The 25117-nt window shown below is 51.7% G+C and carries 12 protein-coding genes; 8 read left to right on the plus strand and 4 right to left on the minus strand.

Annotated features, from left to right (window positions below; genetic code table 11):
* Positions 1-438 precede the first annotated feature (438 nt).
* The 5 genes from ACL7TT_RS01970 (at position 439) to ACL7TT_RS01990 (ending at position 16566) form a co-directional block, all read left to right on the plus strand.
* Complete coding sequence (locus tag ACL7TT_RS01970) at positions 439-4350, plus strand: fibronectin type III domain-containing protein (protein ID WP_413392733.1); 3912 nt, start codon at positions 439-441, stop codon at positions 4348-4350.
* Between the two features lie 1137 nt (positions 4351-5487).
* Positions 5488-8688 (plus strand): fibronectin type III domain-containing protein, encoded by a 3201-nt coding sequence (locus ACL7TT_RS01975; RefSeq protein WP_413392735.1) that lies wholly within the window; start codon positions 5488-5490, stop codon positions 8686-8688.
* A 252-nt stretch (positions 8689-8940) separates the two neighbouring features.
* Positions 8941-14868 carry a toxin TcdB middle/N-terminal domain-containing protein gene (locus ACL7TT_RS01980; RefSeq protein ID WP_413392737.1) on the plus strand — a complete coding sequence of 1976 codons (5928 nt, stop codon included), beginning with the start codon at positions 8941-8943 and terminating at the stop codon, positions 14866-14868.
* Between the two features lie 9 nt (positions 14869-14877).
* Positions 14878-15432 carry a hypothetical protein gene (locus tag ACL7TT_RS01985; protein WP_306039738.1) on the plus strand — a complete coding sequence of 185 codons (555 nt, stop codon included), beginning with the start codon at positions 14878-14880 and terminating at the stop codon, positions 15430-15432.
* 903 nt (positions 15433-16335) lie between these two features.
* Positions 16336-16566 carry a hypothetical protein gene (locus ACL7TT_RS01990; protein WP_299942091.1) on the plus strand — a complete coding sequence of 77 codons (231 nt, stop codon included), beginning with the start codon at positions 16336-16338 and terminating at the stop codon, positions 16564-16566.
* A gap of 524 nt (positions 16567-17090) precedes the next feature.
* Here the strand turns inward: ACL7TT_RS01990 and ACL7TT_RS01995 are convergent.
* Positions 17091-17633: a hypothetical protein gene (locus tag ACL7TT_RS01995; protein ID WP_299942093.1), complete on the minus strand. Its 543-nt coding sequence runs from the start codon at positions 17631-17633 to the stop codon at positions 17091-17093.
* Complete coding sequence (locus ACL7TT_RS02000) at positions 17633-17908, minus strand: hypothetical protein (RefSeq protein WP_299942095.1); 276 nt, start codon at positions 17906-17908, stop codon at positions 17633-17635. The genes ACL7TT_RS01995 and ACL7TT_RS02000 overlap by 1 nt, the downstream gene beginning before the upstream one ends.
* A gap of 321 nt (positions 17909-18229) precedes the next feature.
* On the opposite strand from ACL7TT_RS02000, the gene ACL7TT_RS02005 reads away from it, so the two are divergent.
* The 3 genes from ACL7TT_RS02005 (at position 18230) to ACL7TT_RS02015 (ending at position 22950) form a co-directional block, all read left to right on the plus strand.
* Positions 18230-19051: an arylamine N-acetyltransferase family protein gene (locus ACL7TT_RS02005; protein ID WP_413392740.1), complete on the plus strand. Its 822-nt coding sequence runs from the start codon at positions 18230-18232 to the stop codon at positions 19049-19051.
* 142 nt (positions 19052-19193) lie between these two features.
* Positions 19194-21443: a DNA topoisomerase IV subunit A gene (gene parC / locus ACL7TT_RS02010; protein WP_413392742.1), complete on the plus strand. Its 2250-nt coding sequence runs from the start codon at positions 19194-19196 to the stop codon at positions 21441-21443.
* 433 nt (positions 21444-21876) lie between these two features.
* Complete coding sequence (locus ACL7TT_RS02015) at positions 21877-22950, plus strand: HlyD family secretion protein (protein WP_413392744.1); 1074 nt, start codon at positions 21877-21879, stop codon at positions 22948-22950.
* 87 nt (positions 22951-23037) lie between these two features.
* Here ACL7TT_RS02015 and ACL7TT_RS02020 read toward each other — a convergent pair whose 3' ends face one another.
* A complete protein-coding gene (locus ACL7TT_RS02020) occupies positions 23038-23457 on the minus strand; it encodes a DUF2147 domain-containing protein (protein ID WP_413392746.1) in 420 nt (139 codons plus the stop codon).
* A gap of 148 nt (positions 23458-23605) precedes the next feature.
* Complete coding sequence (locus ACL7TT_RS02025) at positions 23606-25072, minus strand: protein adenylyltransferase SelO (RefSeq protein WP_413392748.1); 1467 nt, start codon at positions 25070-25072, stop codon at positions 23606-23608.
* Positions 25073-25117: the final 45 nt, after the last annotated feature.

Consider the following 25117-nt stretch of genomic DNA (forward strand, 5'->3'; position numbering starts at 1 on the left):
TTGCATTGAATAGGCATATTTGTCAGAGAATTTAGCAGTAAGTAACATCTGACCTCTCGGAAAAGTACTTTAAATGAAGTATAAAGGTTGAAAGGAAAATAACTATAGCTAGAGAGTTTTATTGAATCATTGGCTGGATTCATTGAGCTTTTTCTTTAGAAAAAACAGTCAAGTGGCGCAGGTGAAGTTCAATTTTATAACTGATTCTGGCTATTTTATATGCTTTTTAGAGGCGTGTAAGCTAGTAGTTAGCTAAATCTCTGTAGGATATTTTTAGGGAGTTTTGGAAATGTGATCTGATAATGTTTTGGTTTTAGTTGAGCAGTGTTGCCAGGCTGAGTGGAATTAATTTTCCTCTGTTATGGTGTATGAAGATAAGGATTTTGGCAATATTCTTTTCGCGTTGTTAGTTCAACTAGGAGGAGTGTTCATTGTAACTTGAAGAATACTTTTTTTAAGAAAAATTCTGTATTCTATCCAGGGTTGCTCAGGTTTAATATCGGAAGAAAAGTTATGAACAATAATATTATATTGGTACTTTTTTTTGGTGTGATTTGCACGATCATGCCAATTCCCTCCAAGGCGCAATTCGCGAAGTTTACGACCTATCCCACTTCTGTAGACACGGATGGGACCTATACTCTTGGTTGGGATAAAAGATCTGGTCCAGGAATTTCTTTTCAACTTACAGAGCGAGGACCTGGCATTAATGGCTCTAGAACAATCGCGACTGGGTCGCCAGGCATAACAACCTCAGTCACTATTGCTGGGAGAGAAGATGGGGTTTATTTCTATGATTTAAGTATTACAGAATGTGTTCCTGGATCTGGACCACCCGGTTGTCATTTTGGCTCAGACCACATAGAAGTTACGGTACTTCGAAAACCCGGACAGCCCACCCTTGGCGGTACGGACTATCACGACGAAAGTAGCTATCAATTAGCCTGGGGCGCGGGTTCAGGTACTACCGAAAAGTATGAAATTTTAAAAAAGTTAAATGATAGTGGCTCATGGACTTCAGCTGGGACTTCAACGACAACTAACCAGTTAATTACCGGCCTGACAATCGGTAATTGGGATTTCAAGGTAAGAGGATGCAACACAGGTGGCTGTAGTTCTTATTCTGCCCAGAAACGAGTTGTGATTGCCCCCCCACCTGCCCCAGCCTCAATCAGTGTGCCTGGCTATGCGGCTTCCAGTAGTGTTGAAATAAGCTGGGCGTCAAGTTCCGGAACTACCCGTTACGAATTGCAGCAGCAAAAAGACGAAGGCGCATGGTCTGACAGTTATTCCGGTGCTGCCACCAGCACAACTGTTTCTGGCCTGTTGCGCGATAGCAGTTATCGTTTTCAAGTGCGTGCCTGTAGTAGCGACTTCTGCTCCACCTATACAGAAGGTGGGCCGCTGGTTCTGGACCCCACTGTAGCGATTCGCAAACAGCTCTACTACAACGATGCCGATCCGGTGGCGGCAAACCAGGAAAACCCGGTTCAGGGTGTTTTTTCCAGGGACCTGGCTGCCTTCCGGTACCTGGACCTTTCCTATGTACTGGACCCCAGTACGGGTCAGGTTATTTATCGTGTTGGCAATACTAATGAGGACCAGGATTTCTCGGTACTGTATGGCCCTGCGGAGCGAAATCGAGCCGGGGAAGCGTTGAACTTTGCTAAAACACTGCTTACCGAAAGTATCAGTACAACACTACGTGACAAAGTCGAGACTCTGTTACTCAATATTTACTATGACCGGGCTGTGGCAGAATTGATATCAGCCAACCAGCAACTGGATCTGGCACGTAAACTACGGCTTAACGATGGTGATATCAGCGCAGAAATTGCTGCGTATCGGCAGGCAATGGATATATTGGCAGCGGGCTTTGATACGTATTCGCAAGTGTTGTCCGATCACCCGGGTATTCTTGCCGCAAGGAGCGCATCAAGAGGACAGAATAGCCCCCGATATGTGAGTCAGAACGGCGAGAGTGCCAATGTCTCTGAGCGCAGTGATTTATTCACCGGGTATAAAGACATCCGTGTATTGTATGATTTGATGAATGAATGGGGCGAAGTGCTGTATAACACTAGCCGTTTGATTGTCAGCTCAGGCGAAACGGATTCTGTAGTCATAGAACAGCTGCGAAACGATGCTGAGCAATTGCGAAATAAACTGATCGCAAGTGACACCAGCATGCGCGGAGTGTTTCCAGGGATAGAACTGGATACCCTGCCGGGGTTTACCGGTGTTCCTGAGGCAATAGTACAATTTAACGGCACCTTGAGTCAGTTGGACAATATCGATACCTGGTTGACCGGAGAAACCAACTTATTAGGGCTTCCAAGCAATGCCGTATTAATCATGTTTGACCAGAATTCAAACGGCGACAGTTTCGATTCCATTATTAGGAATCACAATCCCAGCACCGGTTCCCTGGCATATGCCATACAGAGCCTGAATGCTGCGAAGGGGAGCTATGACTCATTCCGAAGAACAAAGCAAAGTTTCCAAACCGATTACCGGGACCGTATGCATGCGGTGAATGATGCACTCAAGGGCTTAATTGGCTGGGAGTATCAGGAAGTCTGTGATGGCATGCCCTGTGTTACACGTTCGGATGCGGCGGTTCTGGGTAGCACGATTGCTCTGCAGAGTAAAAATATAGAAACCGCTCAAATAGAGCTGGAAAGAAATGAGCAGCGCCTAAGCAATTTGCTCGATGATATCGAAATCGAAATCGACCGGTTTGGACAGGCGAATGGCCTGGAGAATGCAATCGAGGACGTGATAATTGAGTATGGGCAGCAACAGGTTCTGATCACGAATCAAATTACCAAAATCCGAGAGCGGGCTGAAAGAGCGAGACGAAAAGGCTCGATTTTAGGTGCTGTGGTGAGGGTGGCGGCTGCCGTTGTTACCTATGGTGCCTCCGAAGTCTCTGTGCGAATCGCACAGGCAGCCTCAGAAGCCTCCTCTGGAGCCCAGAGTATCCAGAACCACAATATCAATATCCGGCAGATAAAAAAGGAAGGAGAATTACAGGCGTTAAGCCAACAATTGGCATATGAAGAGCGAGCACAAATCCAGGCACTAAGAGCCGAAATTAATGAAGTGAACTTCAAGGCCCGTATCCGTTCCATGTGGTTGCAGGCAAATATTCTCAACCTGGATATTGCCCTGGCTGAAGCGAATGTTGAAGTGGAAGTGGAGCGGCTGGTTGGGCTGATGAACCAGGCAAACCGCCTGTTGACTCGCGCCGCGGATCTCCAATCCGGGTTAATCGATAACTACTTCGCCGATCCCATACACTTAAAGCGTGTAAACAAGGATTTGGAGAAAGCAGAGTTTGCATTTGAGCGCGCCCAGGAGTGGATGTTCTATGCCGCCCAGGCGTTGGAATATAAGTGGCAGGAGCCTTTTTCCAGTGATTCCGGAATGGTAAGAGACAGTGTGTTTGCACTGAGAAATGCCGACGCGTTGGAACATTTCTATTATGAAATAAAAGACTTCGACGATGCTCGTCAAGTTCGTCCATTGCAGGAAAGTACCGATAGTATTTCACTGAAAGAGAATATACTTGGTTATTACGATACGATCCGGGGAGAGCCCCAGCAGTATCCCCACCCCAACCCTGCAATTGGTGCCTCTGAAATGCTCTCTGCAGACGATGCCTTCGAAGCCTATTTGCGCTACCACCTGTTGGATTTTGGCAGTGAACAGTGGATAGCGTTTAACTTTGATACCTTAAAGCCTATTGCGGGAATCAATTTCTTTAAGGGGCCTCGTATTTTGGAGCGCAACGGGGAACTGTGTATTTACAATGGCGGTGATTACAATGACAAAATAATCGACATTGGTGTCAATATTCTAAGTCAGTTTGGTGCGTTTGAAGACAGGACCAGTATTGAATTGACATACGGGGGCAGTAGTTATTTTCGTGCCCGCCTGGAAGAAAATGTACCAGATATATTGGACCAGATTGACCGTTACAATGTATTGAGTGCACGCTTCTGGGATGTGTCAGGATCCAATACACTGAACTATAAAAACAGCTACACAGTATCTTTCAATGCGGCAATACGGGATGAGCCGGCTGGACTGGTGTACCCGACTTCAGCATTTAAAGAGCGCAGTGTGGCAACTTCGAAATGGCATCTGGCGATATTTTCAGCGGATCAATTTGGTGATTTGTTCAATATAGGTGATGTCGATGATATTGAAATTGTTGTAAGGCATAAATACATATCGCGCAATATCCAAACCTGTAATGCCGGGTTTAGTGCCAGTGAGATGCCGCAAGAGCTGATGTTCTTTGAGGAACGGATTGAGCAGGATGCCCGTATTACAGAGCAATAATTGTGATTAACCCCTTGATTATTACTTAACAGTAGCCCCTGCCAGGCAGGGGCTATTTTTTGAAGGCTGAGGAATTCTTCAAAATATAAGATGGATTATTCAAAATGCAGAACCCTGTTGTGCAGTCTAAAGCTCCAAAATAGATGGATATTCTATTCCGTGTAATAAGATTTATCCTTTATTTCGCTATGTTGGCAAACTGATTCTGTGTTTTTTCATATAATAGGGGCAATAAAATTGTCTAGGAAAAATTTGAAATTAATTTAATAAAAAAATAACGATCAAAATATGTACCCTGCGTATCTTGATCCGGAAATCAACACAATTGGACAGGTTTCTCCGTTGAGGTGTGTCAGTCTGAAATGTTACACATAAATTGTAAGGAAAATAACAATGAACAGAGTGTTGCGTTTGAGGTATGGTATAGTGACAGTATGGTTGGCAGCTTTGCTGGGTTTTTCAGGAAGTGCTATAGCTTTTCCTGATATAGATACTTGCAGGCAGCTTGAACTCTGTAATCAAAGTTTCGATCTTGGTGGAATTGGTGGTGTGCCGGCCGCGCCATTCGTTGGTACTTACATCAGTAATATTGCCTCAAATCGTACAGTAAATTTCGAGTGGCAGTATCATTGGTTTAGCCCACATGATTCTGATAATGCCCTTAGAGTTGTGCAAGTGTCGGGCGAATATGCTGGCATTGTAGCTTATTCTTCAATTTATGATACACCAGAGGAAATCATTATCCTTGGAGAGGAGGAGCACTACTATGACACTGAGGAGGGTGCGCATAGTATTGAGTTAACCCGAGACGGTACCTTTTCTTTTTGTATAGTAGCGCTTAACTATTTGTACACTGAACGGTCTGCACTATGTCAGCCAGTCACCGTCACATCTCCGCCAATATCCTTAAATTATCCAGACTTTGATGCCGATGGCACCTATACGGTTAGCTGGCCCGCTAGCAATAGCGCTAATCGATATGAACTGCAACGTAGATTCAATGGTGGTAACTGGACAGCTTCCTACGCAGGAAGTGGCAATGAAATTAATGAAAACGATCTGCCCCATGGCCAGTATCAGTACCGGATAAGAGCTTGCACCTCTGATATGTGCAGTACCTATACAGAGGGGCCGGTTGTGACTGTTCCTCTGGCTCCTTCACCCCCTGCCTCAATCAACGTTCCGGACAGTGTTCCTGGCAATAGCGTCACTATCAGCTGGGCAGCGAGTCCCGGAGCGGCCGGTTATGAGCTGCAGCAACAGCGAAACGGCGATGTCTGGCAGGATGTCTACACCGGTCCTGCCACCAGTGTCAGAGTTTCGGGCTTGGTGCTTGAAAGCAGTTATCGATTTCGGGTACGTGCCTGTAATCGCAGCTGCTCCACCTATACAGAAGGTGGGCCGCTGGTTCTGGACCCCACAGTAGCGATTCGCAAACAGCTCTACTACAACGATGCCGATCCGGTGGCGGCAAACCAGGAAAACCCGGTTCAGGGTATTTTTTCCAGGGACCTGGCTGCCTTCCGGTACCTGGACCTTTCCTATGTACTGGACCCCAGTACGGGTCAGGTTATTTACCGTGTCGGCAATACTAATGAGGACCAGGATTTCTCTGTGCTTTATGGCCCAGCGGAGCGAAATCGAGCCGGGGAAGCGTTGAATTTTGCTAAAACACTGCTTACCGAAAGTATCAGTACAACACTACGTGACAAAGTCGAGACTCTGTTACTCAATATTTACTATGACCGGGCTGTGGCAGAATTGATATCAGCCAACCAGCAACTGGATCTGGCACGTAAACTACGGCTTAACGATGGTGATATCAGCGCAGAAATTGCTGCGTATCGGCAGGCAATGGATATATTGGAAGCGGGCTTTGATACGTATTCGCAAGTGTTGTCCGATCACCCGGGCATTCTTGCCGCAAGGAGCGCATCAAGAGGACAGAATAGCCCTCGATATGTGAGTCAGAACGGTGAGAGTGCCAATGTCTCTGAGATCAGTGATTTATTCACCGGTTATAAAGACGTCCGTGTATTGTATGATTTGATGAATGAATGGGGCGAAGTGCTATATAACACTAGCCGTTTGATTGTCAGCTCAGGCGAGACGGATTCTGTAGTCATAGAACAGCTGCGAAACGATGCTGAACAATTGCGAAATAAACTGATCGCAAGTGACACCAGCATGCGCGGAGTGTTTCCAGGGATAGAACTGGATACCCTGCCGGGGTTTACCGGTGTTCCTGAGGCAATAGTACAATTTAACGGTACCTTGAGTCAGTTGGGCAATATCGATACCTGGTTGACCGGAGAAACCAACTTATTGGGGCTTCCAAGCAATGCCGTATTAATCATGTTTGACCAGAATTCAAACGGCGACAGTTTCGATTCCATTATTAGGAATCACAATCCCAGCACCGGTTCCCTGGCATATGCCATACAGAACCTGAATGCTGCGAAGGGGAGCTATGACTCATTCCGAAGAACAAAGCAAAGTTTTCAAACCGATTACCGAGATCGTATGCTTGCGGTGAATGATGCACTCAAAGGCTTAATTGGTTGGGAGTATCAGGAAAACTGTGGTGGCACACCCTGTGTGACCCGTTCGGATACGGCGGTTCTGGGTAGCACGATTGCTCTGCAGAGTAAAAATATAGAAACCGCTCAAATAGAGCTGGAAAGAAATGAGCAACGCCTAAGCAATTTGCTCGATGATATTGAAATCGAAATCGATCGCTTTGGCCAGGCGAATGGCCTGGAGAATGCAATCGAGGACGTGATAATTGAGTATGGGCAACAACAGGTTCAGATCACGAATCAAATTACCAAAATCCGGGAACGGGCTGAAAGAGCGAGACGAAAAGGTTCGATTTTAGGTGCTGTGGTGAGAGTGGCGGCTGCGGTTGTTACCTATGGTGCCAGTGAAGCCTACTTGTATGCACAAGAAATGACCAGTAGCGCTCAAAGTATCCAGAATCACAATATCAATATCCGGCAGATAAGAAAGGAAGGGGAATTACAGGCGTTAAGCCAACAATTGGCGTATGAAGAGCGAGCACAAATCCAGGCACTAAGAGCCGAAATTAATGAAGTGAACTTCAAGGCCCGTATCCGTTCCATGTGGTTGCAGGCAAATATTCTCAACCTGGATATTGCCCTGGCTGAAGCGAATGTTGAGGTGGAAGTGGAGCGGCTGGTTGGGCTGATGAACCAGGCAAACCGCCTGTTGACTCGCGCCGCGGATCTCCAATCCGGGTTAATCGATAACTACTTCGCCGATCCCATACACTTAAAGCGTGTAAACAAGGATTTGGAGAAAGCAGAGTTTGCATTTGAGCGCGCCCAGGAGTGGATGTTCTATGCCGCCCAGGCGTTGGAATATAAGTGGCAGGAGCCTTTTTCCAGTGATTCCGGAATGGTAAGAGACAGTGTGTTTGCACTGAGAAATGCCGACGCGCTGGAACATTTCTATTATGAAATGAAAGACTTCGACGATGCTCGTCAAGTTCGTCCATTCCAGGAAAGTACCGATAGTATTTCACTGAAAGAGAATATACTTGGTTATTACGATACGATCCGGGGAGAGCCCCAGCAGTATCCCCACCCCAACCCTGCAATTGGTGCCTCTGAAATGCTCTCTGCAGACGATGCCTTCGAAGCCTATTTGCGCTACCACCTGTTGGATTTTGGCAGTGAACAGTGGATAGCGTTTAACTTTGATACCTTAAAGCCTATTGCGGGAATCAATTTCTTTAAGGGGCCTCGTATTTTGGAGCGCAACGGGGAACTGTGTATTTACAATGGCGGTGATTACAATGACAAAATAATCGACATTGGTGTCAATATTCTAAGTCAGTTTGGTGCGTTTGAAGACAGAACCAGTATTGAATTGACATACGGGGGCAGTAGTTATTTTCGTGCCCGCCTTGAGGAAAATGTACCCGATATATTGGACCAGATTGATCGTTATAATGTACTGAGTGCACGCTTCTGGGATGTGTCAGGATCCAATACACTGAACTACAAAAACAGCTACACAGTATCTTTCAATGCGGCAATACGGGATGAGCCGGCCGGACTGGTGTACCCGACTTCCGCATTTAAAGAGCGCAGTGTGGCAACTTCGAAATGGCATCTGGCGATATTTTCAGCGGATCAATTTGGTGATTTGTTCAATATAGGTGATGTCGATGATATTGAAATTGTTGTAAGACATAAATACATATCGCGCAATATCCAAACCTGTAATACCGGGTTTAGTGCCAGTGAGATGCCGCAAGAGCTGATGTTCTTTGAGGAGCGGATTGAGCAGGATGCCCGTATTACAGAACAATAATTGTGATTAACTCATTGATTATTACTTAACAGTGGCCCCTGCCAGGCAGGGGCAGTTTTTTGCCTATTTTTTGTATCTTGAATAGATCATGGTTGTAATTAAAGGGTTACATTGGAGATATTCACTGTTATGAATTTTGCAGAATTGATTTTAAAAGCAGTCATGGAAATTTGGTGTGCGAAATGTCATCGAATCCGCCTTAGTGATTGTCTGGCCGGATTGATACTGCTTATAACAATTTGTAGCTCCGCAATGGGTGCGGCTCCGGTTACTCCAACCGTTTTATCGTTGCCGAGTGGCCCCGGTTCCATCGAGGGTTTGGGGGAATCTTTCACACCACAGTTGAACTCGGGTACTGGCCAGTATCAGGTGAAATTGGTAACGCCCTCGGGGCGGAATGGCTTATCCCCCAATCTTTCTCTCAATTACAACAGTGGTCTGGGGAATGGGTTAGTTGGGGTTGGAGTCAAACTTTCTATTCCTTATTTACAGAGACAAACAGATTTAGGGCTGCCCAATTATTCTGAATGGCCAGCTGGTGATCAACTGGATAATAATAATAATGGGCAAGTCGATGAATTTGCAGAAGCTGATCAATTTATTGATGCGCAAGGCCGAGAATTGGTATTGACAAAAGAGGGAGGCTATCGTGCAGAAATAGAATCTGACTTCATTAAGTATGAGAGGCTGCCTCAGGGTTGGCTGCTGCATTATCCCAATGGTGATAAGCTTCAATTGGGAACAACAGATGAAACCAGAATTGTTTCTGGCTCAAGAATATTTAGATGGTATCCGAAGCAATATGCGGATACAAATGGTAATGGGATCGATTACCACTGGGAAAAAATTGATGATAGCGCACAGCCTTACTTAACCGAAATTACCTATAATCACGGGCAAGCCGACCCAGCCCGTATTCAGTTTGGCTACGAAATACGCCCGGATATTTTGATGGATTACCGGGCTGGCTATGGAATAAAAACGCAATACCGCCTTGCAACTGTTACCATGGTTGCCGGGAGTAAATCGGTAAGACAATATCGGCTTGAGTATTATCCAACTACAGATTTGCAGCCACTATCACAATTAAACCGTATTACGGAATATGGCGCGGACCTCACCACACATCTTCCCCCTTTGAATTTTACTTGGACTCGGTTTGATCCGGACAATGTCGATAAACACATCATGCTGGGTATCAATGCGCCAATTTATTCAGAATCTACTGAATTTTTCGACATGGATGGGGATGGGCTGCCTGATATCATCAATACCGGCTTGCAAAATCATGTGTTTTGGTTGAATCAAGGGCCCGATGCGCAAGGGGTGGTTCAGTGGTCTGCTGATCAAAGAATGGCGGGAAGGACCAGTTTAAAATTTACAAACAGGAACAATCTACTGGCAGATTTTGATGCGGATGGTCGTACTGAACTATTGAATTACACCACGTCGGACACGCAAGTTTTTGGTATCAGTGATTCTTTTGAATGGGAGCGTCACGGCTCTCTCCAGCGCGCCGGATTGCAACTAGATAGTGAAAATACGCGATTGATTGATATTAATCATGATAAGCGCACAGATGTATTGTCAGTAACCAAAGTCGGTCAGTCGTTAAACTTTCGCGCATTACTCAATTTGCCGGATGGCTGGAGTAATGTTATTGATCTACCCACGCACGACGATTTAATTGCTGTGGATTTTTCCAATCCAAAGGTCCATTTGGCCGATATGAATGGAGATCGCCTATCTGACATTGTGGTAATTGCGCAGGTTCAAAATGATCTTAAAGTGATTTATTTTCCACATCGAGGCTTGTCTGGGTTTGGAGCCCGGGTCAGTTTTAATGCCGTTGTTAATGTTCCTTTAGACCCTAAAAAAATTCGATTTGCCGATATTAACGGTGACGGTCGTGCCGACTTAGTCAATCTGAATGGGCCGCGGGCAGAATTTTGGCTCAATCATGGCCTTGATCCCGACGATCATGCTTTGTCTCGTTTCAGCGCAAAAAACTCTATCACCGCTCCAGGTACACTTACCACGCCAGATGCTATACGTTTTATCGATATTAATGGTAATGGTTCTCAAGATATCATCTGGTATCAACGTACCTCTTCAGACGGCGGTTATGCTGTTGCCGATCTTTCCCCCAATGAACAGCCCTATCAACTAAAGGTTATTGACAATGGGCTGGGGAAAAAAACAACGCTTCAATACATTTCTCTGCAGCGGGAACGACTGCGCGATATGGCTGAGGGGAGACCCTGGACCAGAAAAATGCCGATCGGTATGCAGGTGGTCAAAAGTATTGACGTGGAAGATGGTGTAAGCGGCGTTATCCAGCGCAAGCAGTTTAACTATCACAATGGATGGTATAACCCGTCAGACAAATCCTTTTGGGGCTTTGAAAGCGTGGAAGTCGTTGAACATGGAAGCCAGGATGTCCCAACACTACACCATATCAATGAATACCACTTGGGTGAAAGCGCTGAAGTTTTAAAAGGAAAATTAAAGATCACTCGCCGTGAAAATGATCAGGGAGAACTGTTTGACCAGGAAAGCTATAACTGGGAAATTGCAGAAATTGCTGAGTCCATTGCTGAGGACCAGCGGGATGTTCTGCAAGCGCAATTGACCAAGAATGAACGCATCGTTTTTGAATTAGGTCAGGGTGAGGCGGTGAGGTTACTGACCCAGCTTGCCTATGATAATTATGGTAATACGATTCGCATTGAAGAGCTTGGTCGTCAGGATGGCAACTGGGGAGATGAGCGGATCACCCGCTGGCGTTACAGTTCCGAATCATCGGCAGGGCAGGCCCGGTGGATATTACAACGGCCAATCGAGCGAACAGTCACCGACTTAAACCATCAATTGATTGCCAAAGAGCAATGGTTTTACGACGACGAGAGTTTTAGCGGAGGGAATTTAGGTTTTGTCAGCAAGGGCAATCTGACCCAGCACAGGGCCTGGACCGATGCCAGCAACCCGAACACCTATATTGAGCTTAAGCGTTATCGCTACGACAGTGTTGGTAATATTATTGCGCAGATGGACCCGTTATGGCCCGAACAGCCGGGGCATCTGGTTGAGACGGTATTCGACCCATCCTATTCACTGTATCCCATTGAAGAGCGCATTCATACCGGTACGAATGTACTTACTGCGAAAGCGAGTTACGATTATACGCTTGGGGTGATGCAGAGCTTCACCGATTTTAATGGGCAGCAAACCCGCTATCAATTCGATGACTTGGGGCGGCTTACCGCTATTGTAAAACCTGGAGACAGCCTGTCAGCACCGACGCTTGCGTACGAGTACCAGTTAGCACGACCGGTCGGAAACGGGTTGATTAGCTGGGTAGAAGCGCGCCAACGTGAAGACATGGGCGGTGGCACCATCGACAGCCGCCACTTCTACGACGGCTTGGGCCGAACCCTGATGGTACGCAGTGAGGGTGAACAGCCCGGTCAGGTGGTGGTCAGTGAACATCATCAGTACAACGCGCGGGGCCAGGTCTCTCGCACCGCCCTGCCGTATTTTGCCGAGGGCCTCGCCTACCGGGCCGACGACCAAGGCCCTCACCAGCGCCGGTACCGCTACGATGCCCTGGGGCGTATGCAGGAAGCCCGCCAGCCTTATTCCGCAGGGAGTGGGGAAAGCGTGTTCAGCCGTATTACCTACCAGCCGCTGGTGCAACTGCGGGAGGATGAAGAGCAGACCCGTGCCAATAGCCCCCATGCCGGTGCCGCCAAGCGGCTAGTGTTTGACGGTTTGCAAACTGCCGAGGGGGAATACCGCCTGCGCCAAGTGGACGAAATCGTCGGCGCCAATACCCAGGGTGGCGCCGGTGGTGCCACCTGGTCGACGTACTATGACTACGACCTCAACGATAACTTCACCCGCCTGCAGGATGCGCAAAACAATGTGCGCAGCATGCACTACGACCACCTGGGGCGGATGCGCTTTTTGGACGACCCCAATCGCGGGCAGCGCTGGCAGCACTTCGATGCCGCCGGCAATGTACTCGCCACTCGCGATGCCCGGGGCCAGGAGCGGCACTATCGCTATGACGGTGCCAACCGCCTCCTGAACGAATATCACCTGCCGCCGCGGGGAGAAGCGCCGACTGGCGGGCACTGGCAAGCGGATGTGCAGCTGGGCACTACGGCCCCTGTGGTGCGCTACCAGTACGACCAGCGCAGCGAAGCGGGCGGTGGATTTTTACGCGGGCGCCTGGCCAAAGTCACCGACCAGGCCGGCTTTGAACAGTGGAATTACGATGCGCGTGGCCAAGTGGTTCAGCGCCAGCGCAAAATCACTGGCCCGCAGATCGACAGCCCTCTCTACACCACGCGCTATGCCTACGATAGCGCCGGGCGCCCGGTAAAACAGTTCTATCCCGACAATACCCGGGTGGATTTCCACTACAACGCTCGCGGACTGCTGGAGCGGATTCCGGGTGTGGTGGAACAGCTGGACTATACCCCCAACGGCGTCCTGCAACACCAGGGGCTCGCCAACGGGGTGGCAACCCACTGGGAGTTCGACGAACGCCAGCGGCTCGCCGCCCTGCGTACCGTACGCAGCGCAGACGCACTGCCATTACAGCAGTGGGACTACCGCTTTGATGCCGTCTCCAATGTGCTGGGCATCGACGACCAACGCCCCACCGACGCCCTGACTGCCATGGCTGCTGAACTCGGCGCGGCCGCCCAGGCAGCGTCACTGGCACACAATGTGGTCTACAGCTATGACGACGTCTACCGCCTGACCGGAGTGGCCAATGATCGTGAGCAGACGTATTACAGCTACGACAAAATCGGCAACCTGCTACAACTGGGTCGTTCCCCCGTCAACCTGCCGGACCTGGCCACCAGTGACGCAATACAGATCACGGACCTGCGCTATGGCGGCAGCAGTGCAAACAGTAACAGCGGCGCCTCCAATCGCACCGGCCGCGGTAACCTGCCCGGGCCCCAGGCCCTGAGCTGGGCCGGCGGAACCATAGCGTACGATGACAACGGCAACCGGATTCAAGCCGGCGACCAGCACTATCAGTGGGACCACGGCCAGCGCCTGGTCACCGCCGGCAACTCCCAGGCGGCGGATCACTACGGCTATGACTTCAAACACCAGCGCCGCTTTAAAATCACCGAAGATACCGGTGGGGCCCGCAGTGTTACCCTGTATATCGATGCAGACAGCGAGGTGCGCGACGGCCAGCTGTGGAAATACATTCGCCTTGGCCAGCGGCGTATTGCCCGCAGTGACCGGGGCGGGGAAACCTTTGCGCCCAGCGCCTACTACCTGCACACCCATCTGGGCTCCACCGCGCTGACGTTGGATGCCGATGCCGGGCTGGTCAACGCCTTTACCTATAAAGCCTATGGCGAACTGGACAGTGTCCTCGGTGACAGCGCGGCGGCCCCCTACGGCTATACGGGCAAAGAGCGGGATACAACCACTGGCCTGGGTTATTTTGAGCGGCGCTACCTGCAGTCGGCTTTCGGCACCTTTATCAGCCCGGACCCGGTGCTTAACCATCCGGGACGTTTTACTGATCCGCAGCGCTGGACGCCTTATCGCTATGGGCGCAATAATCCGATTAGTTATGTTGATCCTAATGGCGAGTTTGTTTTTCTCGCTATTACAATTGCAGTTGTAGCCTATTCTGCATATGAAGGTTACCAGGAGGGAGGTGCGTCCGGTGCTGTTGCAGAAGCGTCCGGCTATAATGATGCTAAAGCGGCTTATAACGATTTGAAAAATGGGGACTATAGTGGAGCTGTTATAGCTGTTGTTGGTGTCGCATGTAAACTCTGTAAGGGCGCGGATAAGGCTATAGAGGGGACGAAGGACTTAACTAAGGCTACAAAGAGTGGATTGCAGCGTGCTGAAGCCGCCCGAGATTCGAAGTTAAATGAGATTTCTCAATTATCCAACACACAAATAAAGAAGGTTTCAACTGTTGTCGGTGCACACGATCCAGCAACTGGTAAAGTTGCGGTCGGAGTTAAACGAACAGGGTGTGATTTTGATAAATGTGCTGAAGATCTTGCCGCTGAAGCTTTAGGGAATCCAGATCCAAAAACTATTGAATTTACAAAAGTAATTCGACCACGCAACGAGAAGGTAATACCTCGCTGTGATAGATGCACCAATACATTTGGACCAGAATAAGGTAAATGCATGTTTGATAAAATTGATAGTGTAAATTGGGAGCAGTTGCAGCAAGCTCATGGTAATGCTGAGCATGTTCCCTCAGCTATAAAAAACTTAATTTCAGAAGATGCAAAAACTAGGGAAGCTTCTTATTGGCAGCTTGATAATCATATTGTATTGCAGTCAGACCTATATGAAGCATCATTTTATGCTATTCCGTTTCTGATAGAGATATTGCAATCAGACACATCTTTAGGTCGTGATTACGTTTATGATTTGCTTTTTGAAATAGCCAACGGGCATGCTGCTCAAGAATTAAAGTGTTCGTATGATGGTCAAGAGCTTGGGTTAAGAGAGGCTTGTCGCGTTTCTATAATTGATTTTTTACCGGTTTTCTTGAGTGAAGTGGCGGATCTTAATTCTAGTTGCCGAGAGCAAGCGTTGGATCTTTTGATGTCATTGAGTGAGGCTAAAGAAAAAATTGTACCGGTTCTTTCTGCAATTCTTTCTGACGAGGGCGCGGAAAGTAAATTGGGTAATAAACTAAATGAAGCTATTACTGAATTGAACAGTTCAGAATAATTGTCGAATAGCTCACAAATGCGGGCCTATTTTTTAAATCGAGGGTGTTCAAAACCCTGTATCAGCCAAGTAGCCTTATAAACTGATATATTTCACCAGATGATCAGGGAAGTAGATTGTCAGCTGTGGTACCGATTGTGTAGTACCAAGTTGGATCCCAGAGAATTGCGCGGAGTATGCATCGACGGCCAGGAACCTACGCTGCTATCTCGTGAAGTTCGTATTGCCGTTCGCATCTGATGTACAGTTGCATTAAACCAAAACCCCTGGCCAATCGTTACCCGCCAGGGAAACTGAATTCGGTGTCGCCTAAAGCTTCGGCTTGATTGTATTCCCTGTAAAAAGGGATTACGGTAAGGTCTGCTGCCCTACCGCCAAGCGGTAATCCGGCCTAAGCGAACAAAAAAACAGAGAATAAAGCCGAAAAAACGCTTAACAATCATTGTGATTCCGCCCGCAAGGCGCCCTGCAACCGCGGCGCCTGTGGGCAATCCACAGCCACAACAAAGCTTCAACCAATAAAGCAGGACCGCATCATGACCGCGTAAATGATAGAAAAACGCCACCCCCCGGTGCTAGTAACACCGAGAGATGGCTAACCCCAATAGATAATTAAGCTATCTAGCGAGGCTGTCTTGAATGATACGCCATACACTCGTTCGTCTTCAATAAAGGTCTCCCTGAAGACGAGCTTTTCGAGTCACTTTCGCCCCTGGCGGCGGCGTGTGCTGTGGCGTTGCGTGATGATTGGTGTGGTGTTTTACTTCAGCCGCGCACCGCCTCTCTGGCTGCGCACCCTGCAAGTTTCCCTTTTCTTTTTCCTACAAGGACCGCGCCTCGGGCGAGAAAAACGGTGCTATGCACTCGCTTTTCCGTCACAGGCGATTCAAGGAGCTTATAAAGATGGCTATATTACCCTGTCGATTGTTTCAGCCACTGCACCTGGGGGATTATTTTATTATCACGCCGGTTGCTATCAAAGATAACACTGTGGATCTGCACATTGCCCCCGGCAAGGATAACCGGCTGGTACGGGCCGTGCGTTTACTGCAACTGCTGGACGAAGCCTGGGCGCTAGAGGAAGAGCCAGACACCATCAGGCCATTCAAGCGGCGCCCCAAAGAAAAGACGTAGCGCAGAGAGGAAGAGCGGGCACCTGGAAAGTCTGTGCAGCTGCGAACAGCACCGCGCACGCTTACCTCCTGTGCTGTTACTACGGAGCAGTAAGCGCATCAGCCACCACGGCCCTTTCGCCTTCGTACTCCCAGCGTAAAGAATCAGGCGTTTGATGGCGCTGCTATTGCGATTACGAAATAAACTGGGCTGTTTCGCCTCCCGGTCGGGCCGTTCTGAAACTGGCGTTGCAGTAAGCTGTATCGGCAGCAGTATCGCGCTACCAGGTCCGGCAGGGGGCGATCAAAACAGGCGCTCTCCTGTGACAAGGTCTTACCGCGGGAGGGATAATATGGCACTGTGTTAAGCGCTTTGCAGTGTCTTGGATAAAATATAAAGAAGCTATTGGCGCGGCTGGAGCCGATTGGTCGGTCAATGGCTTCAGGTGATCCCGAAATGTATAAGGAAGCAATCAAGAAAAAAGCAGGGTGGGAGGTATAGTAAACTTATTTTACAAGAAAATTCGCTTGAGAAAACGGCAGAAGCTAGCAGGGGGCAGTTGACTTTTTAAAGGCATTGACCATCATTTTCGCTTCCTTAAGACTCAGTAAATAGCCTTTGAGGGAATTGATTCCCGCACGCACACCGAATGCGATCAAGTGCAGCTCAAGTGTGAAGGCCAGTTCCGACTTCAATTGGGGCGTAAATGCGAGAAAGGCTTTAAAAATGGAGTGGTGTATTCTGTTGAGCAGGTTTTGTATTTCTGTATTACTGGTGGATATATTTTTAGCCTTGTTCTCGAAGGCCTTCAGTTCATCCAGGTACACAGAAAATCGTCTGAAATTGAAGATAACCGTTCTGTGCTCGCTGTAGCTCGCAATAATGGTACTAAGGGCATCGTTTATCTTTCTGAGGGCGATATAGTCTGTTCTGGAGAGGTCTTCGTAAGCGTTGGAGAGGTAGTGGATGGCATCCCTGCGCAACTGGCAAAGCTCAAATAAATGCTGGTCATGTTTTTTCATCTCTACAAGCCGATATAACTGAACTGCAATGCCCAACAGGGCCATTGCCAGCAGTATATAAAGCATTATCCGGACTCCTTTTCATTGACCGGCTTTCTAGGCGCCGCTTTTCTGGTTGGCGGGGAATAAGAGAAGGCGCTGTCCATCAACTTCAGAAACCTATCCCGATATTCCCGATTATCCGCTGCCAGCCGATCGATTTCAAGCTGGCGATCTTTCAGGCGGCCACGGTACATCCAGAATAGTAAATAGTGTGCAAAGATGAAAAAGATGACAAAGAGACCGTCCTTGAGGCCCACCTCCTGCACAAAGGAGAGTATATCTTTGAGCGTATCGGTCATGCAGTCCCTTAAAGCCGACTTATTATAGGATTCTGCGTATTTTTAACTATTGGGACTATTGAGGCAACTTGATTCCACCCTGCCTGCCTGGGCAAAGCCCACCTTTGTCTAGCTGTTCCTAATCTGCGTATGGGGCCCAGAACCTGTCAATATGTCTCACCATTCGTTACAGAATTTTCAGTCTGTCCTGTCAGTAGCCGCAGAGACCGCTGGAGCTGCCGGGGCCCACTGTCAAAAGAGCATTGATTGGTATTGACCTCAACCTAAGTTGTGCTGCTAGTCTGCCCCGTATTGAAAGTGAGCCCGGAGGATAAGCGGCCAATGACAGCGGACACACAAGGCGTTGATTTGGACAGTTACTTTGCACGTATTGGCTACCGCGGCAGGCCGGCTGCAAATCTGCAAACCCTCAAAGCACTGATTGCGCACCATGTCGGCAGTATCCCTTTTGAGAATATCACGCCCTTTCTTGGTGATGCGGTCAAGATTGAACTGGCGGCCATTGAGGACAAACTGGTGCATCACCGGCGCGGGGGTTATTGTTTTGAGCAGAATGGGCTCCTGCGCGCGGTATTGCAGCAGACCGGTTTTCAGGTGACGGGGCTCGCTGCCCGTGTCCTGTGGCAGATGCCCCCGGAGCATGAATCCGCACAGTCCCATATGCTACTGCGGGTTGTGTTGGGTGGGGTGCCCTATTTGCTGGATGCGGGGTTTGGCAGCAATACACCCTCAGCCCCCTTGCGGATGGATTCTGTGGCCCGGCAGAACACGCCCCACGGCGTCTATCGCCTGACATTGACCGGTGAGGAATACCTGCTGGAAATCCGCATTGCGGAGCGTTGGGAGCCCATGTATCGCTTTGATTGCCGGCCCCGCAATGCAGGCGATTACAAAATGGCCAACTGGTATTGCTGCACACATCCGGAGTCCCGTTTTGTGCAGCAGCTGATTGCAACACGGATATTGCCCCAGGGGCGCCATGTGCTGCTGGACCGCCAGTTGAGCTACCTGCCGGTCGATGGCCCCAAAACCGAAAAAATACTCGCCGATGTGGGGGATTTACGCCGTACTTTGCGCGCGGTGTTTGGTATTGAGGTGCCCTCCGGGGCAAGTGCAGATCGTAAGTTGGCGGGTATTTTTTAGAGGGTGGTGTCTTGACCGGGGCTGATGGCACCTCTCCGCCTCGAACCTTGCGTCCCAGGCTGGCCCCGTGCACAACCCCCTTTGAACCTCCCGTTGCGGTCCGCCATAATCCGCCCCTCGCGAATCGAACAACGAGTGCTGTATGACCGACACCACTGTCTATGAGGCCACAGAGCGCCTGCCGTTGAAGGCGTACACCGAAAAAGCGTACCTGGATTACTCTATGTACGTGATCCTGGACCGCGCCCTGCCGAATATCGGTGACGGCCTGAAGCCGGTGCAGCGGCGTATTGTGTACGCCATGAGTGAGCTGGGGCTGAAGAATTCCGCCAAGTACAAGAAATCTGCGCGCACTGTCGGCGATGTGATTGGTAAGTACCATCCCCACGGCGACAGTGCCGTGTACGAGGCCATGGTGCTGATGGCCCAGCCGTTCAGCTATCGCTATCCGTTAATCGACGGCCAGGGCAACTGGGGTTCCCCGGACGATCCCAAGTCTTTTGCCGCCATGCGTTACACCGAGTCGCGTATGGGCAAATATTCCGAAGTGCTGTTGTCGGAACTGGGCCAGGGCACCGTGGACTGGCAGCCCAACTTCGATGGCACCCTGGATGAGCCCTGTGTGCTGCCGGCGCGGGTACCCAATATCCTGTTGAATGGCACCACCGGTATCGCGGTGGGGATGGCCACGGATATTCCGCCCCACAACCTGCGCGAAGTGGTCAACGCCACCGTGGCCCTGCTGGATAACCCCAAAGCCACCGTCGAGGATTTGTGCAAGCATATTCCCGGCCCGGATATGCCCACCGAGGCGGAGATCATCACGCCGCGCGAGGATATGCGCAAACTCTATGAGACCGGTCGCGGTTCCATCAGGATGCGCGCCCTGTGGAGCAAGGAGGATGGCGATATCGTCATTACCGCGCTGCCCCACCAGGTCAGTGGCGCCAAGGTACTGGAGCAGATTGCGCAGCAGATGCAGGCCAAGAAACTGCCGATGATTGCCGACCTGCGCGACGAGTCGGATCATGAAAATCCCACACGCCTGGTGATTGTGCCCCGCTCCAATCGGGTGGAAGTGGAAGCGGTGATGAACCACCTGTTTGCCACCACCGATCTGGAGCGCAATTACCGCGTCAATATGAATATGATCGGTATCGATGGGCGCCCCCAGGTAAAGGCCCTCGATAAAATACTGCGCGAGTGGCTGACCTTCCGCGCCACCACCACCCGCCGCCGCTTGCAGTTCCGCCTGGACAAGGTGGAGAGGCGCCTGCACCTGCTTGCGGGGCTGCTGATCGCCTTTCTCAATATCGATGAAGTGATCGAGATTATCCGCACCTGTGATGAGCCCAAACAGGAATTGATGGAGTGCTTCGAGTTGACCGAGGTGCAGGCGGATTACGTTCTCGACACTAAGCTGCGCCAATTGGCGCGTCTGGAAGAGATGAAAATCCGCGGCGAGCAGGCGGAGCTGGAAAAAGAGCGGGATACCCTCAGTAAAACCCTGGGCAGTGAGCGCCGGCTGAAGACCCTGATCAAGAAAGAGTTATTGACCGCCGCCAAGGCATTTGGTGATGAGCGCCGCTCGCCGATTGTTAGGCGCGAGGAATCCAGGGCCTTTAGCGAAGCGGAGCTGCTTTCCTCCGACCCGATCACCGTGGTGCTGTCCAAGAAGGGCTGGATTCGCGCGGCCAAAGGCCATGACATCGATCCCGCCTCTCTCAGCTTCAAGGCCGGCGACGGCCTGGGGTTTGCCGCGCGCGGCAAGAGCAACCAGCCGGCCCTGCTGCTGGACAGCTCGGGGCGCAGTTATGCTATCGCCGCCCACTCGTTGCCTTCGGCGCGGGGCCAGGGCGAGCCGCTCAGTGGGCGTATCAACCCGCCTTCCGGCGCCACTTTCGAGGGGCTGCTGATGGGCCCGGACAGCCAGCGCATCCTGCTGGCTTCCGATGCGGGTTACGGCTTTATTGCCCGGTTGTCGGACCTGCACTCGCGCAACAAGTCGGGCAAGGCCATGTTGACCCTGCCCAAGGGTGCCCGGGTACTGCCCCCCTGTATCCTGCATCGCCCGCAGGAGGCCCTGTTGGTGGCGGTCACCTCGGAGGGGCGCATGCTGGTATTTCCGGTGACCGAGCTGCCGGAGCTGTCCAAGGGCAAGGGCAACAAGATCATCAATATCACCGCGGCGCGGGTTGCCAGCCGCGAGGAAGTGGTGGTCGGTATCGCCGTGCTTGAGGGCAAAAGCCAGCTGCTGGTACACGCGGGCAAACGCCACACCAGGATCAAAATTTCTGAGATGGATCACTACCGCGGAGAGCGCGGCCGCCGGGGGAATAAGCTACCGAGAGGTTTCCAGAAGGTGGACAGGGTTGAACTGCTGGAAAAATAGGCAGAGCCCTCATCCCGCCAGTAGAAAAGGTGGCCGCGAGGGCCGCCTTTTTTCTTGCCCCGCCTACCATTATCTCCCCATTGATGAAATATTAATCAGGTCTATAATGAGCCCCCCTTAAAAAGGGCAGGGCGCGTCAGGGAGAGTGGTTGTGGCCGGGATCAGACATGCGCTGCCCAGGACCATTTGCCGGTCACTACACAATTGTTCCTGCCCGCCCGAGACCCGGGCTACGGAACCGGGGTTTGCGGCGCATGTCCGCAAACCCTCCACGACAAATCAAGCCGTTACATGCTTGATTTGCGACCCGAGCATCCCTGTTCGGATTGGCAGGCTGCTGAAAAATGTTTTTTCTTCAGCCTGTGAGAGAGACAACAGTGGCAGTGGCAATGGAAGCGGCTGCGCAAAAATCTGACACCCGAAGAGAGTGAATGTGACTGACAAGTGGCACTTACAGCTGGGCCCTGTGGCCCTGTGGAAACTGGGCCTGGTACTGGCGGTTGTCATCCTGGCAGCCGGCTGGCGCGTATTTGGTGGTACCCAGTTGGTGGAGACCGAGCATGCCTTTGTGAAAGCGGATAAGGTTTCCCTGGCACCGGAAGTGAGCGGCATAATCACCCGGGTGCTGGTGAGTGCCAACCAGCCGGTGCGCCAGGGGCAGTTGCTGATCCAGATAGATCGCACCACCTTTGAACTGGCCGTGGTGGAGGCGGAGGCGCGCCTGGCCCAGGTACGCAACGGGCTACTGGCGCGCCGCGCCAGGTATGCTGAAGCCGATGCGGCCCTGCAGCAGGCGCGCAAAGATGCAGAATTCTATCGGCGCCAGTTGGCGCGCAATGAAAAACTCGGCCAGGCGGCTTTTTCCGAGGCGGAACTGGACAGCGCGCGCCAGCAACTGGATAAGGCCGGGGCGCAGATTGCGATCAATGCCGAGAAGCTCTCCAGCCTGCGCGCAAAACTGGGCGGTGATCCGGGCATCCCATTGGAGGAGCAGGCTGATTTGAAAGTGGCCCAGGCGCAGCTCGACAGAGCGCGCTTCCAGTTGTCGCGCACCCGTATGATCGCCCCGGTGGACGGCACTATTGCCAATACCCTCCCCCAGGTGGGGGAAATGGCCACGGCCGGCACCCGCCTGCTGGACATGATTGATTCCAGCGGCCTGTGGGTGGAGGCCGAGTTGGAGGAGACGGCGCTGGGTCGCGTGCGTGTAGGCCAGCAGGCGGAAGTCACCCTGGCAGCCTATCCGGATTTCCGTTGGCAGGCCCAGGTGGACAGTATGAGTCCCGCCAGCAACAGCGAATTCGCCCCGTCACCGGGGCAAAATGCCGGTAGCCACTGGGAGAAAGTGGGACAGCGGGTGCCGGTGCGGCTGCGTCTCTACCCGCTCAAGGATGCACCGGCCCTGCGCGCAGGCATGAGCGCCAGGGTGCGCATCGATACCGGTGAAGATGACAAGGTCATAGCGGCGCGGGCCACCAGCGGGGCGCGTGGCAGGGTGGTCCTGTAGAGTGATCCTGCCTGCAAGGGCGCTTGGGCGTTTGCCGCTGCCAGGGCAAGGTACCGCCCCAGGGGGCGGGCCTGTGCCGCTGTCGGGCTACTGCACCCGTTGCCAGGTCTGGGTACGGTAGAGGAACCCCAGGTAACCGCGCAACTTGAGCGTATTGTCGCCTTCCAGCCAAAACTTGCAGTCGTACACTTTGCCCTTGGCGGGGTCCATAATCTCCCCGCCCGTGTACTTGTCCCCCTTCTTCACCATACCGGTGATGACATCCATGCCCACAAGCGGTTTGCCTTTCAGTTCACCGGGGCATTTTTCACAGACGGTGTCACGGGGCTCCGACAGAAGCTCTGCGATTTTGCCGTAGTATTTGCCATCCTTTTCGTAGATTTCCACAATGGACTTGGGCTGGCCGGTTTCATCGTCGATGGTGCGCCACTGGCCCACAACGTCTGCGGCACTGGCCTGCAGGGCGATCAACAGGCTGAAAGTGACCAACAACAGGTTTCTTATCATCAGTTATTGTTCCTCTATTATTAGGTTGTGACCAGAATATTATAAAAATTCACATACTGCGACCGCCGGTACCTTGCCCTCGAAACCGTTATGCGCAAAAAATCGATCTCCGGCAGCCTTATCCGGGCAGCGCGTGGGTCACTGCGCCTCAGGAGGAGCAGCTGAGCGGGATGCGCTTGGCGGATTCCGGTGGGGCAATGGCCCAGACCTCGTGATGCGGGTGCTCCTCGAAGGGGGACTGCAATAGCCGGCGCAGGGTCCGCAATGGATGATAGTCGCCATTTTCGGCTGCCTCGATGACCTTCTGTGCCAAATAATTGCGCAGAATGTATTTTGGGTTCGCCGCCAGCATGGCGAGGCTGCGCCTGCGGGCGTCGCTGTTTTCCCGCGCCAGACGGCTATCGTAGTGCGCCAGCCACTGTGCCAGTTCACCGTGCTGCGCGGGGGGGATCTGTTCGCGCAGTGCCGAGGCCGGCCTTTCGCCGCGGTAGCGGGCCAGGGCGCGAAAAAACAGGGCATAGTCCGCAGTGCTGTGTTGCAGCAACTGCAGCAGCGCCGCACACAGCTTGTGGTCGCTTTCCTCCTCGGTGGCCAGACCCAGTTTGGCGCGCATACGCGCGGCGTAGGCATCGGTGACCATGGGCTGAAACTGCTCCAGACAGTCGCGCAGGATTTCCACGTCCACAACAGCGGAGAGGGCATGGGCCAGGGCATTCAGGTTCCACAACACCACCCCGGGCTGCTGTGCGAAGGCGTAGCGACCGGTGTGGTCCGAGTGGTTGCAGATATATGCGGGATCGTAATCGTCCAGAAAGGCGTAGGGGCCGTAGTCGAAGGTATCGCCGATGATCGACATATTGTCGGTGTTGAGTACACCGTGGGCGAAGCCCTCCGCCTGCCAGTTGGCCACCAGTTCGGCGCTGCGTCTGGTCGTGAAGCGCAACAGCGCCTCGGCCTGCCCGCCCGCGCTGAGCCCCTGGGAATCCGCGACAAAGCGCTTGCAGATTTCACCGATCAACTGTTGCAGGGCCTGCAGTTGCTTGGTGTAAAACAGGTATTCGAAGTGGCCGAAGCGCACGTGACTTTCGGCCACGCGTATCAACATGGCGCCATGTTCAATCTGCTCGCGCGTGACCGGCTCGTCGCTGCCGACAATACACAGGGCGCGGGTGGAGCGGATGCCCAGCCCGCTCAGGGCCTCCCCCGCCAAGTACTCCCGCAGGGTGGAGCGCAGCACCGCGCGACCGTCGCCAAAGCGGGAGTAGGGGGTCAGGCCGGCGCCTTTCAGGTGTAGTTCCCAGCGCCGCCCGGCCTGTTCGATCTCCCCGAGCAGCAGTGCACGGCCATCCCCCAAATCCGGGTTGTAGACCCCAAACTGATGACCGGCGTATTTCATCGCAAAGGGTTGGCTGCCCTTGAACAGTTTGGCGCCCGAGCCCAACTGGGCCCAGGTGGGGTTTGTGGCCTCTTCGGGATCAATGCCCAGCAGCCTGAGTACTGCCGGATTGGTGTCGATCAGCCTGGGGTGCCTAAACGGCGTGGGGGCGATGCGGGTGCCGAAGGCGTCACCCAGATCGGCGTAATGATGGCTGAGGGTAACTTCGCTGAGTTTCATAGTGACTGAGTGTAGGGTGGAAAGTGGTGCTGAGCCCGGTGCGCA

Origin of the sequence: Microbulbifer jejuensis, from assembly GCF_047289955.1 — a bacterium.
Taxonomy (GTDB): Bacteria; Pseudomonadota; Gammaproteobacteria; order Pseudomonadales; family Cellvibrionaceae; genus Microbulbifer.

Bases quoted from the DNA above. Each gene is read 5' to 3' on its own strand.
- ACL7TT_RS01980 (WP_413392737.1), top strand. From the start codon at position 8,941: ATGGGTGCGGCTCCGGTTACTCCAACCGTTTTATCGTTGCCGAGTGGC.
- ACL7TT_RS01985 (WP_306039738.1), top strand. From the start codon at position 14,878: ATGTTTGATAAAATTGATAGTGTAAATTGGGAGCAGTTGCAGCAAGCT.
- ACL7TT_RS01990 (WP_299942091.1), top strand. From the start codon at position 16,336: ATGGCTATATTACCCTGTCGATTGTTTCAGCCACTGCACCTGGGGGAT.
- ACL7TT_RS01995 (WP_299942093.1), bottom strand. From the start codon at position 17,633: ATGCTTTATATACTGCTGGCAATGGCCCTGTTGGGCATTGCAGTTCAG.
- ACL7TT_RS02000 (WP_299942095.1), bottom strand. From the start codon at position 17,908: ATGACCGATACGCTCAAAGATATACTCTCCTTTGTGCAGGAGGTGGGC.
- ACL7TT_RS02005 (WP_413392740.1), top strand. From the start codon at position 18,230: ATGACAGCGGACACACAAGGCGTTGATTTGGACAGTTACTTTGCACGT.
- parC (WP_413392742.1), top strand. From the start codon at position 19,194: ATGACCGACACCACTGTCTATGAGGCCACAGAGCGCCTGCCGTTGAAG.
- ACL7TT_RS02020 (WP_413392746.1), bottom strand. From the start codon at position 23,457: ATGATAAGAAACCTGTTGTTGGTCACTTTCAGCCTGTTGATCGCCCTG.
- ACL7TT_RS02025 (WP_413392748.1), bottom strand. From the start codon at position 25,072: ATGAAACTCAGCGAAGTTACCCTCAGCCATCATTACGCCGATCTGGGT.